Annotated in this window: 13 protein-coding genes and 1 tRNA gene; 3 read left to right on the top strand and 11 right to left on the bottom strand. The window is 42.5% G+C overall.

Translation table 11 applies throughout. The annotated features are described in order from the left end of the window. Positions 1–76: 76 nt before the first annotated feature. Complete coding sequence (locus tag FHS59_RS16370) at positions 77–1,615, top strand: hypothetical protein (RefSeq protein WP_184496447.1); 1,539 nt, start codon at positions 77–79, stop codon at positions 1,613–1,615. Here FHS59_RS16370 and FHS59_RS16365 read toward each other — a convergent pair. Beyond that, the gene (locus FHS59_RS16365; RefSeq protein WP_184496446.1) at positions 1,612–2,904 is read right to left on the bottom strand and encodes a PAS domain-containing protein; all 1,293 of its coding nucleotides are present in this window, start codon (positions 2,902–2,904) and stop codon (positions 1,612–1,614) included. The genes FHS59_RS16370 and FHS59_RS16365 overlap by 4 nt on opposite strands. 730 nt (positions 2,905–3,634) lie before the next feature. On the opposite strand from FHS59_RS16365, the gene FHS59_RS16360 reads away from it, so the two are divergent. Beyond that, a tRNA-Ser gene (locus FHS59_RS16360) sits at positions 3,635–3,723 on the top strand. Positions 3,724–4,427: 704 nt separating this feature from the next. Here FHS59_RS16360 and FHS59_RS16355 read toward each other — a convergent pair. Then, positions 4,428–5,105, bottom strand: coding sequence for a metallophosphoesterase (locus tag FHS59_RS16355; protein WP_184496445.1), 678 nt, complete (start codon positions 5,103–5,105; stop codon positions 4,428–4,430). Positions 5,106–5,434: 329 nt separating this feature from the next. On the opposite strand from FHS59_RS16355, the gene FHS59_RS16350 reads away from it, so the two are divergent. Further along, positions 5,435–5,635 carry a hypothetical protein gene (locus tag FHS59_RS16350; RefSeq protein WP_111390986.1) on the top strand — a complete coding sequence of 67 codons (201 nt, stop codon included), beginning with the start codon at positions 5,435–5,437 and terminating at the stop codon, positions 5,633–5,635. 14 nt (positions 5,636–5,649) lie between these two features. Here FHS59_RS16350 and FHS59_RS16345 read toward each other — a convergent pair whose 3' ends face one another. The 9 genes from FHS59_RS16345 to FHS59_RS16305 form a co-directional block, all read right to left on the bottom strand. Beyond that, the gene (locus FHS59_RS16345; RefSeq protein WP_111390985.1) at positions 5,650–5,901 is read right to left on the bottom strand and encodes a hypothetical protein; all 252 of its coding nucleotides are present in this window, start codon (positions 5,899–5,901) and stop codon (positions 5,650–5,652) included. A 111-nt stretch (positions 5,902–6,012) separates the two neighbouring features. Next, on the bottom strand, positions 6,013–6,228 hold the full coding sequence (locus tag FHS59_RS16340; RefSeq protein WP_111390984.1) for a hypothetical protein: 216 nt from the start codon (positions 6,226–6,228) through the stop codon (positions 6,013–6,015). A 126-nt stretch (positions 6,229–6,354) separates the two neighbouring features. Then, entirely contained in the window at positions 6,355–7,260 is a 906-nt protein-coding gene (locus FHS59_RS16335; RefSeq protein ID WP_111390983.1) for an ArdC family protein, read from the bottom strand. Between the two features lie 826 nt (positions 7,261–8,086). After that, positions 8,087–10,039 carry a heavy metal translocating P-type ATPase gene (locus FHS59_RS16330; protein ID WP_111390981.1) on the bottom strand — a complete coding sequence of 651 codons (1,953 nt, stop codon included), beginning with the start codon at positions 10,037–10,039 and terminating at the stop codon, positions 8,087–8,089. Positions 10,040–10,052: 13 nt separating this feature from the next. Further along, on the bottom strand, positions 10,053–10,670 hold the full coding sequence (locus FHS59_RS16325; protein WP_184496444.1) for a hypothetical protein: 618 nt from the start codon (positions 10,668–10,670) through the stop codon (positions 10,053–10,055). A 14-nt stretch (positions 10,671–10,684) separates the two neighbouring features. Then, on the bottom strand, positions 10,685–11,053 hold the full coding sequence (locus tag FHS59_RS16320) for a DUF3703 domain-containing protein (RefSeq protein ID WP_111390979.1): 369 nt from the start codon (positions 11,051–11,053) through the stop codon (positions 10,685–10,687). 109 nt (positions 11,054–11,162) lie between these two features. After that, positions 11,163–11,579 (bottom strand): Fur family transcriptional regulator, encoded by a 417-nt coding sequence (locus FHS59_RS16315; RefSeq protein WP_111390978.1) that lies wholly within the window; start codon positions 11,577–11,579, stop codon positions 11,163–11,165. Positions 11,580–11,593: 14 nt separating this feature from the next. Then, complete coding sequence (locus FHS59_RS16310) at positions 11,594–12,796, bottom strand: efflux RND transporter periplasmic adaptor subunit (protein WP_184496443.1); 1,203 nt, start codon at positions 12,794–12,796, stop codon at positions 11,594–11,596. 14 nt (positions 12,797–12,810) lie between these two features. Further along, on the bottom strand, positions 12,811–17,187 hold the full coding sequence (locus FHS59_RS16305) for a CusA/CzcA family heavy metal efflux RND transporter (RefSeq protein WP_111390976.1): 4,377 nt from the start codon (positions 17,185–17,187) through the stop codon (positions 12,811–12,813). Positions 17,188–17,331 lie beyond the last annotated feature (144 nt).

The raw sequence follows: 17,331 nt of genomic DNA, 5'->3' as shown, positions 1-17,331 counted from the left end.
CGCGACTTTCTAAACTCAATACTTAATTCCTGTCTCCATCGCGGATAATCATTTGAAATATTTTCTATTTTTAAACATGGCAAAAAACCTGATTCTAATTTTTTCAATTGTCCTGCTATTTTCCTGCAAAGAAGATGAGAAGCCAAGGTCTGGATATGGAATTCTTTCGATCACAGGCTTAAGCTTACGAGCAGATGGAATGCCCATCAGTCAAAATCCTTCCAGCGATGAAAATTGGGTCCATAAATTTGATGAAAATCTGGTGGTTTTATTTGAACATGAGAATGGAGAGACTTTCCAGATCACGATAGATCCAAACGATTTCAACAAGCCCTACACTATCGAATTACCTCTGGGAAAACTCAGGTATTCTGGAATGCAGCAGCTGGGTGATTTTTCAAAATATTTACCAATTAACCTTAGTGGAGAGGTGCAATTAAATCAAGAGCAGCAAAATTTAACACTTTTGGCCAGCTCTGATTTCGGACTCTTAACTATTAGAAAAACAAATCTATCAACTAACCCAGTTTTCAGCTCTCCTACTGACATCTCATTTTTTGAGAGTGGTGATTTTTACTATTGTTATATTAAAGGAGGCATAAAAACGAGTACAGAATTAACCACCGTACCACCAGAAAATAAATTCAGAATAGTAAATAAGAGTGTTTCCTTTCAGCATAACAACAAGTTCATTTTAAAAGAGGGAGAAACTACCCTGTTTGATTTTGATGAAAATGATTTTGATATAAAAATGGATGACATTCTTTTGGACAGTGAAAACAAGCCTACTTTCATAAAGCCTTTGACTGATATTTCCTTAGCCCAACAAATGGGAGAAAGTTCAGGTTTGGCAAAAATTGGAGACCGATATTTTTCCATCAATGACGGAGGGAATGATCCTAAAATCCAAGAATTAAATCCACTAACAGGTGAGCTGATCAGGGAGATTACAGTGATCAATGCTACTAATAAAGATTGGGAAGATTTGACTACAAGTTCTACTCACTTGTTCATAGGGGATTTTGGCAATAACTATGGCAACAGAAAAGATCTAAACGTCTTAAAAATCCCAATTTCAGATTTACTCAATTCCACCGAAGTTTCAGCAGAAACAATTCCATTTTCCTATCAAGACCAAGTAGACTTTTCCAGTAAACCGAATGCCAATAATTACGACTGTGAAAGCTTTTTCTACCTCAATGGCAAACTTCACTTGTTTACGAAAAACTGGGAAAACAATAAGACAAGACACTATATTCTTGATGATCTCAATCAGGCCCAAGTTTTATCCTCTAAAGAAGAATTTGACTCTAAGGGATTAATTACGGGAGCTGATATCAGCGAAAATGGAGAGGAGATAATTCTACTTGGATACGATAATTCAGGGTTAAATTCCCAATCATTTATCTGGCTACTTTCCAGCTTTTCGGGGACTGATTTCTTTTCAGGGACAAAAAGAAAAACAATTTTAGGAAGTCTTTCTATTACCTCCCAAACTGAAGGAATCGTATTCAAAGAAAAATCAGAAATCTATATTTCTGGAGAAAGAATTCCTCTGGGAGGATTAGTTATCCCCGCTCAGCTTTCAGAAATGGATGTTAAAGGATTATTTTAATCAAAAACGCTCATTTTTTTAGCATTGGACCGAATTACACTATCAAGCTCTTTGGCCAAAGGCTTCAAATACGAGAAGTATTTTTGATTTTCTATATCCAGCTGATTCGGATCTATTAAATCCAATAATCCCAGCATGGAAGAAAGGGGCGATCTCAGAATATGGGAAGGCTTCAAAGCCAATTCCTTAAGTTTCTGGTTTTCAAATTCCACTTTGCGAATTTTATTTCCAAAAGAAGAAATATCAATGACTTGGATTAATACCGCGATTCTTTCACCAAAATTATTATTAAGAGGTTTTATTGAGATTTTCCAATGACCATAATCATTTGGGTGAAACTTCAATCTGAGCTCAAGCTCTTCGGCTTGACCGGAATCCTGGCAGGATTTCACTTTTTCCACCAAACCACCGAACACAGAATTTTTAACGTCAAAATGAAACAAGGAACCTTCAGAAAATGACTTTCCTTTCCAGGACCTGGAGAGGTTCTTTCCAGATTTATTCTGTTGTAAAATCCTCATTTCTGAATCCACTATCCAAACGGATCCTGGAATAGCCATCAGCAGGTTTTCATCAAAGGGTTTGATGATATTGGATGGAAAATGCTCTTTCATTTTTGGTAATAAAAAAAGTTGAAACCCATCTTTAGCGGCCAATATAAGGCCGGAATATTGACAATCATCAGTTGTCCTTTTAAGTAATAAGCAAGTTGAAGAAAGACTATCTAAGCGTTTTAATTTTTCCATCTTCCTATCCTCTACTGGAGTGAGGAAGGTATTAAATGGATTTTGACCAATGATTTTTTCAGGACTTGCACCTAACCATTTGCAAACATTCTCTTCTACATCGATCACATTGAAATCGGGATCAAGTCGGAGACTTGAAAATTCAAGAACATTTTTGAGTTTATCCCATGAAAATCCACGGTCCAGATCACTCAAATTAATTCCTATCCCCACAACCCCAAGCAAATCCATATTTGGATCAGTGATTATAGAAAACTCCCAACAAAAATTAGAAGCTTTATCTCCCAGAGATAAATCCAAAAGTAGATGTTGCTTTTCTTGCGGTGAAGAAAATAAATCATCCAAGGAATTGGAAAATTTCAGCTTGGATTCAGCGTTTAAAATTTCTTTAAAGTCCGAATTCAATGATCCAACCATAGAATCAAAAAAGATTCTATTTGCATTCATGATACAACCTTCTACATCCAAGATGACCCAGTAAAAATGGTCAGAGTCCATTAATACCTCAGGTTTGAGTTCCTCTATTTTTTCTGCACTAATCACGATAGAAAGAAGTGGTAGGTGATAACTTCCTTAATATTCAATGCGAAATATTGATAAAAATATTCAATAAAAAAAAGGAGGTTTTTTAGAATTAAATACTTGAAAAACAGATATATCCAATGATTATTCTTTAACTGTCATTAAAAAGTAAGTAGGTAAACAAAAAATGCTTTTCATCACTGAAAAGCATTTTAAAAATAAATAGAATTATTTTTAGATAAGTTTAATTAACCAGATCATTTTGTTGAAAATCAGAATATTCAATTTCTTTCACCATCAAGATTAGTGCATTTGCAAATTCCTGTTTGCAGGCACACACCTGATAGGGAAATTCAGAATTCTGAGAAAAGTCAATTTGGAGGGAGCCAAAAAATCTTTCCAGTTCTTCTTTAGAATTAGTTTTAATTCTGACAAAATCCGACTTAGGTTGATTTCTTTCAATCAAAAAATTACCCTTATTCGTCTGTATTAGCATATTAATAATTGGTTAAAGATCAAATTTAGAAAACCATTTCTCAAAAAAAATACCCAGTACTGGGTATTTTTAAACTTTAGCATCAATTGTCATAAAATTATTTCTTTTGATAGTCAGTATTTTATCGAAAAAGTAATTTAGAATTAATTTCTATCTCCTATATTTTTGTTATAATCTTATCAATTGATTTATATTTGCAACGCCTTAGGAGAAGGAAGGGTATTTATTCCTTCCAAATCTACAGAAAGGTGACAGAGAGAGTTGGGTGAGTGGCTTAAACCAGCAGTTTGCTAAACTGTCGTACGGGTCAAACCGTACCGGGGGTTCGAATCCCCCACTCTCTGCAAACAAACACCCTAACTGCCTGAAATATTGGTAGTTAGGGTTTATTTTTTGGAGTCAGTAGCTAATTCAGTAGCGAATCTGTCTGATTTTTGAATTGATACTTCCACGTTTCGTCCCAACGTTTCCCCAATAGAACTTGTCCGCTGTTTTTTTGAAAAGTTTTCAGGGACTTCCCTTCAACCTGTAATTGATCAAATCCTGGGATCTATCTACCTGGAACTTCAATTGAATCTTTTCAAATATCGATCCTCGAACACTTCGTACGGTGCGAGGTGTACGATGCGTACGAGCTGTACGAATTGCAAAAAATTTTAGAAACCAAAAAGAAACTTCAATGCCGCAAAAGATCCCAAAATGAAAAAGCTGAAGGAACCAAAGCTAACTAGCCTAAATCCCACCTTCGAAAGGAATGGCCTCTTCAAATGTGAATCTTGGACCAAGGAAAGTACAAATCCAGATCCGAGAAATAACGTGACGATAAGGAGTGGCTCCAGCATGAATTCAGATAAATGGATTAGTTTGGATTGAACTTACGAAAAACTAATCCCAATAAAGAACTTCAATCTCTTGCATTCCAGCTAGTGGCGAAATGTGAAATTGGATCACACTTTTTTCTGGGCCAAATATGTAGGTGACTATTTTTCAAATATAAACATTGCTGCTTTACTATGAGATTCCATTTTTTTGATTTTTCCAATTAGGCCTAAGCTAAACCCCCATTTTCAGAGATTTGAATCGTGGAATAATCGGTTGGATTGATTTCATCAAATATCAACCCAGTAAGCAGCCCACCATATCCACAGCAGGTATTGATATTGATGCCCTGCCCTGTTTCACTTACACTCCTTATCGGTAAGTGGCCATGAATAAAGCGCTTCCCGGTCCAATGTGGCTCATAATCATAATTCCACATCAATTCATCCATTGACTTTTTTCCAAGTTCCTCACCCGTATCTCGCAAGACAGCATGGCAAAAGATAAAATCTCGGGTTTCGTGAAATAGGATGGTTCCATTTAAGAAATCATAAATTGCTTTCCTTCCCTCAGCATCTAATTCCTTCCACTCGAAGAAAGACTTAGCTGCTTGCCAATAGTCAAATTCACCATTGAGAACGGTACCGATATCCATGGGACTCGCTTTTTCCTCAATCAAGTCCAAAAGCATCTGATCATGATTTCCCCTGATAAAGATCCAATCAGGATGTTTCTTTTGGGCTTCGATTAGGATCTGAAGTGTTTTGACTGCCGATGGACCTCGATCTACATAATCACCGAGGAATATTGCTTTTGCATCCAATTCTTCGCTGAGCCTGACGGCTTTGGCAGCGGCTTGATAGCAGCCGTGGATGTCTCCGAAGGCAATGATTAAGTTATTTTCCATTTGGTCGAGATTAAAGGATAGTTATGGGCATGTCATTATTTTTGAAACTAGTTTTCCAAACAAGGCACAGTCCAGAGTATTTCATTCAGAAGTGTAATCATAAACACAGCCACTAATTCCCTACTAACCAAAACTTTATCCAAGGCCTTTATTAGTACCATTCTAATACCAGCTTTTGCGTTCACGTCTCGATTGATCAGACTTTGAAAATTCGAAACAGATTTGAACACATATTTATATAAATACTTTTTTATTTATTTATATGTAAAACCCAACACGCTTTGATCCAAAACCGTAAAATAGTATATTGATTATCAAACCGTTCAATCATGTGGCCAACCATCAAATTTTTAGGAACTATTTTCATCAGCTTCATTGCAATGATTGGAGCATTGGGAGCAGAAAATCCTTTTCTGCTTTTTGCAGTTGCGTGGGGGATTTGGATACTTTACATCTTAAGCCTACGGACAAAAAGAAAAAAGGAACTGGACAGGGAGCGGTTGATTCGGGAAATTTTGGATAAGCTTTAAACGTATCCGAAATTTCAAATATTTATCCCCTTTTCTCTTAATTCCCTCAAACTGGCCGCTAACGTGATTTCATCTCCATTGTCTATTGATGCAATCGCCAACAAGCACAATTCCTTTAGGTGCCGACCCGCTGCGAGTCGCTCATAAGGCAACTTCAAATTGGTTTCACAGATCCTTCGAATCTTCAATCTGATACGCTCCTCCAAGGTCACCAATTCTTCCCGGAGACTTTCCTCTTCGAGTGTTAATTTTCTTGACAAATCCATGTCAACATTTTAAACACTAGAAAAAAATCTTGCAAGAACCAATCACTTTTTGATAATGCCTATTTCTCCAAGATTAGAAGATTGAAGATTCCTAACTAATCCAAAAACCTGTCAGTTTTCCAAATTCCACATCCACCTGTCTGCTGCTTTCATCCAATCTCCAATTGGATCCCCAGACTGCGAACGCCAATAAGTTGATCGGTGGAAGAAAAAGAAAAGCTCCCCTTCTTCTATTCCAAACCTGTTGGTTAAGAAATAATCCCTGATTTGATCTATAGTAGGGATTCTGCAACCTGATTTCTTCCGTTTTTTAGCTCCATCATTCATGGTCTTTTTTGATTTAGTGGAGCGATAAACTTCCTGCAAGAATTTCTCTCCTATTCAGAAGTACCACCGAAGGGGGTCGATTTTTTTTGGTGGATGGAAAGAAAAAATTGACAAAAAAAAGGAGAATTACTCCTCCCCTTCTTGGTCAATTCCAAGGATGTAATTGGCTGCTTGATGTGCTTTTTGGGCTGCATAAATCAGCATTTTTGGATCTTCCTGAAGTGGTTTAAACCATCCTTTCAGGTAGGCCAAGGAGTTTTTGAAATTGGCATCCTTGATTCCGGCAAAAGCATTCAAAAAACTGGCTCCCATTTCGGCAATCAATTCCTCTTTTGAATATTCCACCGAACCAAAACCAACCAAAGCCGGTCTTTCGACAAATCTTCCTAATCTGATCGAATGGCCTGTGCTATGGATCATTTCATGAAAAAGAACAGAATAATATTGCTCGTCTCCTTTGAAGGATTCCTTTTCCGGCATATTGATTAAATCTTTGGATGGGCTGTAAAATGCCTCGTCTCCTTCATGAAAAATATCCGGACAGGTGGTGTAGCCTGAAATGATTGATTCGCAAGTTTCGATTGGGGAAAAAACCCTTTCTTCAGCACCGTCAATGGAAAAATCGATTCCTTCTATTTGATCGATATTGAAAACCGTCCAGATAAAGGGGGTAAATTTCCTTCCAAACAGGTCCTCGCTTTCTCCTTCTTCATTGATAGCCTTTCCTTTTACAAACTTGGAAATCTTCCAGAATACGACTTTAGAGCCTTTTTCATCCTTCTTGACATTACCGCCAAGGTGTTTTGCCTGATTATAGGTCAGGAAATAGGGACTTTTGAATTTCTTAGAAATAGTCACCCAGGCAAGCCAAAGTGCATTGAATCCCAAATAAGGACGGTTGGAAGCATAATTCTTCGGAGAGTTTTTAGGACTCCATACCTGTTCCCAAGTAAGATTTTCATTTTGGATACCTTCGATAATTTCATTGGTGACAGTTTCCGCTAATTGGTTGAAATTTTCCCAAGCTTTCATAGTGATAATGTTTTAAATTGTGACAGAAAAGGATTGATAAAGTGATTATTGATTTGTCTATCAGCCACATAAAGCCCAGTTATATCCAAGGATATTAGGAAGTTCGACCCGACACTTATACCGAGATTTTTCCCGAGTTCAAGGGGTAATTTTTTGGAAGTGAAGGGCGATATGTGGGCGTGAAGTGACATTTTTTTTATCCACTGGTATTGAGGTTCTGACCGACATGCAACCCAAGGAGTGTGGCTCTGCATAGGGCAAAAGCTTGGGATAAAAAACTGGGAGGCAGTCCGTAGGAGACCCTGTTTTTTAGATCAGGGCGGAGCGCACTTTTGACTGTTGCAGGTTCGCACTCAACCTTTGCATCGTCGTGTCATACACCGAAGACCGGGGGATCGAGTAGAAAAAAATGGAATGGAGCGCTCACCGACCGAAACGGACAAAAATCTCGATGTACTCGGAAGAAAAATCAAAAAAGGCTTGCCTCCCTAAAGGAGGTTCGGGCTACTGCTTCACGATACGGCCTTCCCGAGTCCAAGGCTTGCCGGGACTTAGGAGAAGGGTAAGTGGAGTGAAGCGGTAGCCGTGGGGAGTGAAAGCCCTTTCCTAAAGTGGAAAGAAAAGAGCTGTCATTTGAAAAATGGCGCGAATGGATCGAAACGAAAGGAGTGGGCGAAACGGGGGAAATGACTTAGGGATGGAATTGAAAATCCATTTGAAAACGAGTCTTTAACTTCAACCGGTTGAAAAAGTAACCCAACCTTAGGAATGCCAACCTTCAGCTAAAGAAAAAGAGGATTGCAAGTACACCTGATTGAACTTTGGGTTAAGAGCGCTGTATTCTTACAGCGTTCAAAATTGCCAGCAATGCCACTCCAACGTCGGCAAAGACTGCTTCCCACATGGTGGCTATACCTCCGGCTCCAAGTGCCAGTACAATAACCTTCACTCCAAAAGCCAAGCTGATATTTTGCCATACGATCCGTTTTGTCTGCTTGCCTAACTGAATAGCAGTAGCAATTTTTGAGGGCTGGTCAGTCTGAATCACAACATCAGCTGTCTCAATGGCTGCATCACTACCCAAACCACCCATTGCAATTCCCACATCGGCCAGAGCAAGGACAGGAGCATCATTGATACCGTCCCCCACAAAAGCAATGACCCGGCTGGCATCTTTTTTCAGTTCTTCTACCTTTTCCACCTTTTGCTCAGGCAGCAGATCACCAAAGGCTTTATCTATTCCGAGTGATTTTGCCACCTGTTGGGTCACTGCATTCTTATCTCCTGACAGCATGATCAGTTCCCGAACTCCTAATTTGTGTAGTTCATTGATGGACTGAACAGCATCTTCTTTCAGTTCATCCGCGATCACTAGATATCCCGCATATTTTTGGTCTACTGCTACATGGATAACGGTATTGACCTCCCTGGCTGCATCAGTATGGGTAACAATCCCTTCCTTATCCAGCAGTTTTTGATTGCCTACCAGCACATGCTTGCCATTTACAATTCCTTTCAGTCCGTGCCCGGCAATTTCCTCCTGTTGTTCGGGTTCTGAAATTTCTCTTCCTTGCTTTTTAGCATACTCTGTAATGGCTTTTGCGATGGGATGGGTGGATTTGCTTTCCATTGCTGCTGTCAGACTAAGCCAATCAAGTGTAATTCCCTCCATGGTCACGGCTTTCTGAACTTCAAACACTCCCTTTGTAAGTGTGCCTGTTTTGTCCATCACCACGGTAGTAACGCTGGTCATGAGGTCAAGAAAGTTGGAACCTTTAAACAGTATGCCTTTTCGGGAGGCTGCACCAATCCCTCCGAAATAACCAAGTGGGATAGAAACAACCAACGCACAGGGGCATGAGATCACCAAAAAGATCAAGGCCCGATAAAGCCATGCTTCAAACATATAGTCTTCCAAAAAGAAATAAGGCAAGAAGGCCAGGCCGATGGCCAGAAAGGTGACAATGGGTGTATAGACCCGTGCAAACTTACGGATGAACTGTTCAGTTTTTGCCTTGCGTGAGGTGGCATTCTGGACTAGCTCAAGGATGCGGGCAATTGAACTTTCATTGAACCGTCTGATAACTTTCAATTCAATCAGCCTATCGAGGTTCACCATCCCAGCAAGCACATTTTCTCCTTTGTTGTAGGTCGCAGGTTTGCTTTCGCCAGTTAGGGCCGAGGTATTAAAGCTGCCTTTTTCACTGATCATTTCCCCATCGAGGGGTACTTTTTCTCCGGGTTTAACCTGGATGGTTTCCCCAATTTGTACTTCCTCGGGGTGTACGGACACCGTTTGCCCACCTCTATAAACCGAAGCCGAATCGGGGCGGATGTCCAACAGGGCTTTGATGTTTCGCTTGGCCCGGTTCACGGCCGCATCCTGAAACAACTCACCGATGGCATAGAAAAGCATCACCGCAACCGCCTCTGGATATTCCCCTATGGCAAAAGCCCCCAATGTGGCTATGCCCATGAGGAAAAATTCAGTGAACACATCACCTTTTAAGATGGACTTCCAGCCTTTGACCAACACCGGCCATCCCACGGGCAAATAGGCCAGCACATACCAGCCAATGCGAATCCATCCCTGGAAAATTGCAGGCTGTCCCAACTGGTCAGCGGCAATTCCAGCAAGTAGCATGACAAAGCTCACCATACCACTTCCCCAAGTTTGCAGAAAAGTTGGAGAGGTTTTTTCCTCTTCCTTTTTTGGTTTGCCTGGATGCTGGTCAGTGCTGCAGCAGGCTTTATCGTCTAAGTGATTTGTATTTGTCATCGTCTAATCTGTTTTAATCTGTGAAAAAGGAAATGATGCCAGTGAGAATAAGTATGCCACCGGAAATCAGTCCTGCATTATGTTCCAATTTGTGCCAGTTGAATCGGTGCAGCCCTTTTTGGGCCAGGTAAACCCAAAAAGTAATCCCGAACACAGAAACAATGGTGTAGAGTAGTCCCACAGCTAGGATCATTGGAAAGCCATGAGTTCCTGCCATAAGGAAGTAGGCTTCAATTTCCAGGCAGGGCGAAAGAAACATGGTAAATACCAGCAAAGTCACAACCTGCGCTGCTCCTGCTTTTTCCAGCTTTTGTTTTTCAGCAATGTGAAAGTGGTGATGACGGTGGTGTTGAATGACAAAATAAAAGCCGATGGCTATAAGCAATCCAGGAATGACCCAACGGGTGTAAGTGTGTAGGTTTTCAGAAAGTGACAAGCTGAACAAACCCAAAAACACTCCTAACAAAAAGGTGCTCAGCGAGTGAGCCAAAGCTGCCATCGCTGCAATGCGAACCGTCTTGTTTCCCTCCCATCCAAACTTTTCTTTCAGGGCCAGCACCGGCAGCCAATGGCTGGGAATCAGTCCATGAAGGAGACTGAGCATAATGGTACCGGTGAGTAGAGCGGTCATTCTTTAGGACTATTTTATTTTTTGAACTGATTTATTATTGCCTTCAGATCTGCTGGTATTTCCATAGGCAAGAGAGGCGGAACATTGGCGCCTCCAGTATTACCTACAGGTATTTTCCCTACAAAGGATTTTACTCCACCTACAAAGAGCCTGAGAATCTGACCCCGTATTTCCTTCCAGTCTTTGATTTTAAAACCAAACCGAAGCATGAGCCAATGCACTTCAGAGTGCTGGTAAGGATAGGGCTGACCAAGGATGTGGGCCCTTTCCAGATGCTGCCAAGCTTCCCGTAAAAACCACTTCCCCAGTTTATCCCGATATGCATCCAGTTCTTTTTGATAATGTGGCTTTAAGCCTTTCGGCATGGTGGTATTAAATTTCATATGCTCCTAATCATCCTAAGTTGTGAGGTTTTCCATGATGCATGGTTTCATTTCATTGGATGTTTGACTTAAAATTACTAGTAAACCCAATGCATAGTACTTGCAATATTCATCCTGCACATTTCCCGCAAATCCCCTTTACTACCAAGTTGGCTTCTTCCCCTTTGAACATGCTTGGCAGTTCAATTTCCGGGATTTTATACTTGGGCAAACAGAAGGTTTCGCTACACACCCGACAATGAAAATGCACATGCAGGTCCCTTTCGATATTACACTCGCATCCCTCTTCGCATAGGGCGTATTTAGGCGCTCCGGTACCGTCATCGATACTGTGCACCAGTCCATTTTCCTGAAAGGTTTTCAGGGTGCGGAATAGTGTCACCCGGTCTGACTTTTCAAAGGCCTTTTCCAAGTCGGAAAGGCTGATGGCCGTCTCTTGACCTGCCAGTGCTTCCAACACCAACAGCCTCATGGCTGTTGGTCGGATGTCTTTCTGCTTGAGTTTATCTTCGAGTTCTTTGATCATAAGGATGATTCATTTTAATGTGCGTGTCCTTCTCCTTCTTCTTCGGTATTTTTGGCTTTAGCCAACAAGGTGAAAGCACCTTTGGTGACCACTTGAAGGGCACTTAGGTCCTTTTCTGAATCGGCCAAAGAAATCTGGGTATAGCCATCTTCGGTATATCCTTTGATGACTTCCATCATTTCAAAATCATGAACGGTTGCACCGTTTTCTGTTTTTTCTCCTGTATAGGCAAAGACATATTGTTTTCCACCAAACCGAACGATTCCTTCCTCTTGGATAGCCAACACTTCGTTGCTGTCGGTTTCGATCCTTGCAGCTATATACATTCCCGGCTTCAAATCTTCGTGCATCTTTTCTAAGTGGCCATGTACAGTCACCGACCGGTCTTCCCGCACTCCGCTACCTATCAGAAATACTTCTGCTTCCCGCCATTCTTCAGGAGAATTCGCCAATGCAAAGCGGATCCGTTGTCCTTCCTGCACTCTGGGGATGTCGTTTTCATACACGGTAAGTTCCACATGCAGGTCTTCGGCATTGGTAATGTCCATGATCACATCTTGCGGGTTGATGTATTTGCCCACATTGGTATAAATCTCCCGAACGGCACCGTTAACCGGAGCGAAAATATTTACAGAAGCCGAGATATATCCTTCGCGGATTTTTGCCGGATTGAAGCCAATGAGCTTCAATCGTTCTTCCATAGTTTTAATCCGGGCTTCATTAGCCAGAAAGTCACTTTTGGCTTGCTGAAATGTTTTACCAGAAGCTACTTTTTCATCAAACAGCTCCTTCTGACGGTCAAATTCGGCTTTCAGAAATTCCTGTTTGGCCAGACTCTCCAGGTATTCTTGTTGAAACTGGATGAACTCCGGATTTTCAATTACCACCAATAACTGACCTTTTTTAACCTTTGTGCCAGGCAGCATTTCAGTGTATTTCACAAAGCCTCCATAGGGCATATGGATGGAAATATTGCTTTGCGGGGGCACGTCAATCACCCCGTTGACCCGGAGTTCCGAACCAATAACCCGCTTCTCAAGGCTTCCGAATTTGATGCCTGCCTGCTCAAACTGCGCTTTGGTAAGTTCCACTGTATTCTCACTTTCTGTATGATTCACCTCAATGACTTCCTCATCTTGTGGTCCGCAGGAGGAAATGGTCAACCCCAGGAGAAGAGCCATTGAAGTTTTGCTGATGTATTTGAATATATTTTCCATTGTTGAATGTCTTTTTATTGAACGCCTGAAATGAACTCGATCTGGATAACAGTCTGATTGTACTGGTTGAGAATGTCCAGGTAATTAAACCGGACAGCCAATGCCCGGTTAAGTCCCTGAATGTATTCCACGTAGCCGATTTCCCCGCTTTCAAATCCTTTTTGAGCCTGTTTAAGAATTAGCTCTGCCTGAGGCAGTGCGTTTTGCTCATAATACTCAAGGCTGGTCTGAAATTTTTGGTACTGCTGAATGAGTGAGTTTAGCCTGCCTTGCAGTTGGTTTGTCACCGCTTGCAGCCGTGCTTCGCTTTCCTGCTTTTTCAATTCGGCCGCTTTGATGGCCGATGCTTGGGACTTCGCCCCAAAAATGGGGATGGCCATTCCCACTTGAAATCCGGTGAACCGGTCGCTGGAGGTAAAAGTGACGGGGTTACCATCCAAATCCTGATTAGGTCCATTGAGGGACTGGTTGAAATACCCTGCCGAAAGGTCGGGTAAGAACTTTGCCTTCTCCACCGATTTCTCTTTTTCGGCTACTTCCATTTGTTGGCGAAACCAGGCAAGTGTAGGATTGTTGGCAATTCCTTGCGTATCGAGAAGTACATTGCTCTCCCTTGCTTCCAGATAGCCCATGGCGATATCCCCAATACTATCCAGATTAAGCAAGGTTTGCAGCTGTGTCCTGTGGATTTCGATATCCGACTGGTTTTGCTGAAGCATGGCCTTGAGTTCTGCTACTTGGGACTCCGCAGTTGCTTTTTCAAGCAAATTGGTTTCCCCGGTTTGATAGCGGAGACTGGCCACTTGGACAAATCTCTCGTAAATTTCATCTTGCTCCTGCAGTAATTGTTGTTTGCTTTTTTCCAGCCACAACAAATACCAGGAAACCTTTACTTGCTGAACCAGTTCGTTTTGGGTAGCCGAATGCATCCATTCACTCGCTTCAATCCGTGCTTTGGCCAATTTCTTTTGATTGGCATAAACCGTGGGAAATTCCATGGATTGGGAGATGTTGAACTGATTGTCATTGTTGTAAATGCTGTTGTACTGTCCGTGAGTGAGGCTAAAATTGGTTTTAGCCATATTCCAGCTGGTCCCTTTCAGCTCCCTTTCCTGCTGGGTTTGCAAGTCTGCTGCTTTCAGGGTTGGATTGTTTTGGATCGCAACTTGAATGGCTTCATCCAATGACTGATAGCTGACCAGAGAATCCTGCGCCTTGGCTTTAGGCATCTGAACACAAAGCAAGCCGATAGCCAAAAGTGGAACAATTGCCCCTGGTTTCATCTTTATCCCTCTTTCAAAATAATAGTACAGGATAGGCAGCACAACCAATGTCAGAAAGGTAGCCGTGATCAAACCGCCAATCACTACAGTGGCCAGTGGACGCTGGACTTCTGCACCACCGGACTGGGACAGAGCCATCGGCAGAAAGCCCATGGAAGCCACGGCAGCCGTCATGATTACCGGTCGCAGACGTACACTCGTGCCTTTGTAAATCCGTTCGAAAATATCAGATACACCTTCTTTTTTCAGGTGATTGAATTCACCAATGAGGACAATGCCATTCAGCACTGCTACCCCAAATAAAGCAATGAAACCAACGCCTGCAGAAATACTGAATGGCATATCCCTGAGCCATAAAGCGAAGATTCCCCCAATGGCAGAAAGTGGGATGGCTGTGAAAATGAGGATGCCCTGCTTAATGGAACCGAAAGTGAAATAGAGTAACACAAATATCAATAGCAGGGCTAGAGGCACAGCTAAGGAGAGTCGTTCACGGGCTTCAACCAGGTTTTCAAACTGCCCACCGTAAGACACGGTGTAGCCGGGTGCAAATACGACCGTCTCTTCAATTTTCTGCTGAAGCTCTGTTACTATGCTTTCCACATCCCGGTTACGTACATTGAATGCTACAATGATCCGTCTGCGGGTGTCGTCTCGTTGGATTTGGTAAGGACCTTCCTGGATTTCCACTTCGGCCACCTGATAGAGCGGTATTTGGTGTCCATCCTTCCTAGCGATGTAAAGGTTCTGAACGGACTCTACATCCTCCCGATTGGTCTTATCCAATCGGACCACCAGGTCAAAGCGTCTTTCGTTTTCGTAAACCAGCCCTGCAGACGCTCCGGCAAAGGCAGCCTGGACCGAGCGGTTTACATCCCGGATGGTCAGGCCGTATTTGGCCAATTGATCCCGTTTGTAATTAATGACAATCTGCGGAACACCGGTTACCTCTTCTATATACAAATCTTGAGCACCTTCCACACCGGAAGCCAGCCGTCCTATCTGTTCGGCATATTCCGAAAGCTCATTGAGATCCTCTCCGTATATCTTAACCGCTACATCCTGCCGAACCCCAGTCATGAGTTCGTTAAAGCGCATCTGGATGGGTTGCTGAAATCCGAAAGTAACTCCCGGAATGACCTCCAGAGCTTCGGCCATTTTGTTGGCTAATTCTTCCCTGTTAGAGGCAGAGACCCATTCATCTTTGTTTTCCAGAATCACCATCATGTCAGCAGCTTCTACCGGCATGGGATCAGTTGGGATTTCTCCTGCACCAATTTTAGATACTACCTGCTTTACTTCCGGGAACTGTTCTAGTAGAATTTTTTCTGCCTGAGTCGTTGCCTGGATGGTGTTTTCAAGCGAGCTGCCAGTCATCACCCTCGTTTCTACAGCAAAGTCTCCTTCCTCTAGGGTTGGAATAAATTCCCCACCCATATTGGAAAAGACCCAAAAGGAAGCCAGAAACAAGCCCGCAGTCAGGATTAAGATCAGCGGCCTTTTGTGCATTGACCAACGGATAGCCGGATCGTACAATCTGTGGAAAAAAGCCATGAGCTTGTCCGAAATATTGGGCTTGTAATCAGTGTTCTTGCTCAGAACCAGTGCTGACATCATCGGCACATAGGTTAGCGAAAGGATAAATGCTCCCAGAATGGCAAAACTCACCGTCTGTGCCATAGGGCCAAACATTTTTCCCTCAATCCCCACTAAAGCAAGAATGGGGAGGTACACGATTAAAATGATGATTTCTCCGAATGCGGCGGAATTCCGGATTTTGCTGGCCGACTGGTACACTTCCTCGTCCATTTCATTCTGGGTCAGCTTTCTTCCCAGTTTCAACAAGCCCAAATGATGCAACGTGGCCTCTACAATGATGACCGCCCCATCCACGATCAACCCAAAATCAATAGCGCCCAAGCTCATCAGGTTACCCGACACGCCAAAGAAGTTCATCATTCCAAAAGCAAAAAGGAGCGCAAGGGGAATGACCGAGGCTACAATCAAACCTGCACGGAGATTTCCCAAGAGCAGCAACAAAACAAAGATCACGATCAAGGCACCTTCAGCCAGGTTTTTGCTCACCGTACCAATGGCAGTGTTTACCAATTTTGTTCGGTCCAGGAAGGGCTCGATGGTTACTCCCTCCGGCAATGTTTTTTGTATCTCAGCAATTCGACTCTTTACATTCTCAATTACTTCCGCGGAGTTTTCTCCCTTTAGCATCATCACAATGGCACTCACCACCTCACCCTCACCGTCTCGGGTAGTGGCTCCATACCGCACTGAATTACCAAGATTTACCTCAGCCACATCCTTTATGAGAACCGGAATTCCATCCGGATTATTTTTGATGAGCATGTTTCGGATGTCGTCCATGTCGCTCACCAGGCCTTCACTTCGGATAAAATAGGCGCTGAGGTTTTTTTCAATGTAAGCCCCTCCGGTATTCTCGTTGTTTTCTTCCAGTGCCTGGAAAATATCGGCAATGGAAACGTTCATGGCCTTTAGTCTATCCGGGTCTATGGCGATTTCATATTGTTTAAGGTAACCGCCAAAGCTGCTCACATCCGCAACCCCTGGAGTACCGAGTAATTGCCTTCGGACAATCCAGTCCTGAATCGTACGAAGTTCACGGGCATCGTATTGATCTTCATAACCCTTCTCGGTTCCCACCACATATTGATAGATTTCTCCGAGTCCGGTAGTGATGGGAGCCATGCCCGGCTGACCTACACCTGGAGGGATTTGTGCTTGTACATCGGTCAGCCTTTCACTTACCTGCTGACGAGCCCAATACACATCCACATCTTCTTTAAACACGATGGTCACCACAGACAAACCAAAGCGGGAAAAGGAACGAATCTCCTCCAACTCCGGGATGGTTGCCATGGTAATTTCGATGGGGAATGTAATTAAACGTTCTACCTCCTCAGCTGCCAGAGATGGGGAGGAGGTGATGACCTGAACCTGATTGTTAGTAATATCCGGTACGGCATCAATGGGAAGTCTCGAAAGGGAGTAGCCTCCCCAAATGATCAAACCAAGCGTGAGCAGGCCTATGATCAGTTTGTTTTTGACTGAAAATTGAATGATTTTATCCAGCATTTTTTAGCATTTATGAATCTGATTTTTTGGATAGACAGGGCAGAAAAAGCCCTTGAATTTTGAGCTGGGGGAGTAAATTGAAAATGCAGGATCACCTCCATGCAACAGCTTGGAAGTAATAACTACTTCAATTTAAATGTCCGG

Source organism: Algoriphagus iocasae, from assembly GCF_014206875.1.
In the GTDB taxonomy this organism is placed as follows: domain Bacteria; phylum Bacteroidota; class Bacteroidia; order Cytophagales; family Cyclobacteriaceae; genus Algoriphagus; species Algoriphagus iocasae.
The sequence above is the reverse complement of the archived record's forward strand: the minus strand, read 5'-3'. Positions and strand labels throughout refer to the sequence as shown.

Bases quoted from the DNA above. Each gene is read 5' to 3' on its own strand.
- FHS59_RS16370 (WP_184496447.1), top strand. From the start codon at position 77: ATGGCAAAAAACCTGATTCTAATTTTTTCAATTGTCCTGCTATTTTCC.
- FHS59_RS16355 (WP_184496445.1), bottom strand. From the start codon at position 5,105: ATGGAAAATAACTTAATCATTGCCTTCGGAGACATCCACGGCTGCTAT.
- FHS59_RS16350 (WP_111390986.1), top strand. From the start codon at position 5,435: ATGTGGCCAACCATCAAATTTTTAGGAACTATTTTCATCAGCTTCATT.
- FHS59_RS16345 (WP_111390985.1), bottom strand. From the start codon at position 5,901: ATGGATTTGTCAAGAAAATTAACACTCGAAGAGGAAAGTCTCCGGGAA.
- FHS59_RS16340 (WP_111390984.1), bottom strand. From the start codon at position 6,228: ATGAATGATGGAGCTAAAAAACGGAAGAAATCAGGTTGCAGAATCCCT.
- FHS59_RS16335 (WP_111390983.1), bottom strand. From the start codon at position 7,260: ATGAAAGCTTGGGAAAATTTCAACCAATTAGCGGAAACTGTCACCAAT.
- FHS59_RS16330 (WP_111390981.1), bottom strand. From the start codon at position 10,039: ATGACAAATACAAATCACTTAGACGATAAAGCCTGCTGCAGCACTGAC.
- FHS59_RS16325 (WP_184496444.1), bottom strand. From the start codon at position 10,670: ATGACCGCTCTACTCACCGGTACCATTATGCTCAGTCTCCTTCATGGA.
- FHS59_RS16320 (WP_111390979.1), bottom strand. From the start codon at position 11,053: ATGAAATTTAATACCACCATGCCGAAAGGCTTAAAGCCACATTATCAA.
- FHS59_RS16315 (WP_111390978.1), bottom strand. From the start codon at position 11,579: ATGATCAAAGAACTCGAAGATAAACTCAAGCAGAAAGACATCCGACCA.
- FHS59_RS16310 (WP_184496443.1), bottom strand. From the start codon at position 12,796: ATGGAAAATATATTCAAATACATCAGCAAAACTTCAATGGCTCTTCTC.
- FHS59_RS16305 (WP_111390976.1), bottom strand. From the start codon at position 17,187: ATGCTGGATAAAATCATTCAATTTTCAGTCAAAAACAAACTGATCATA.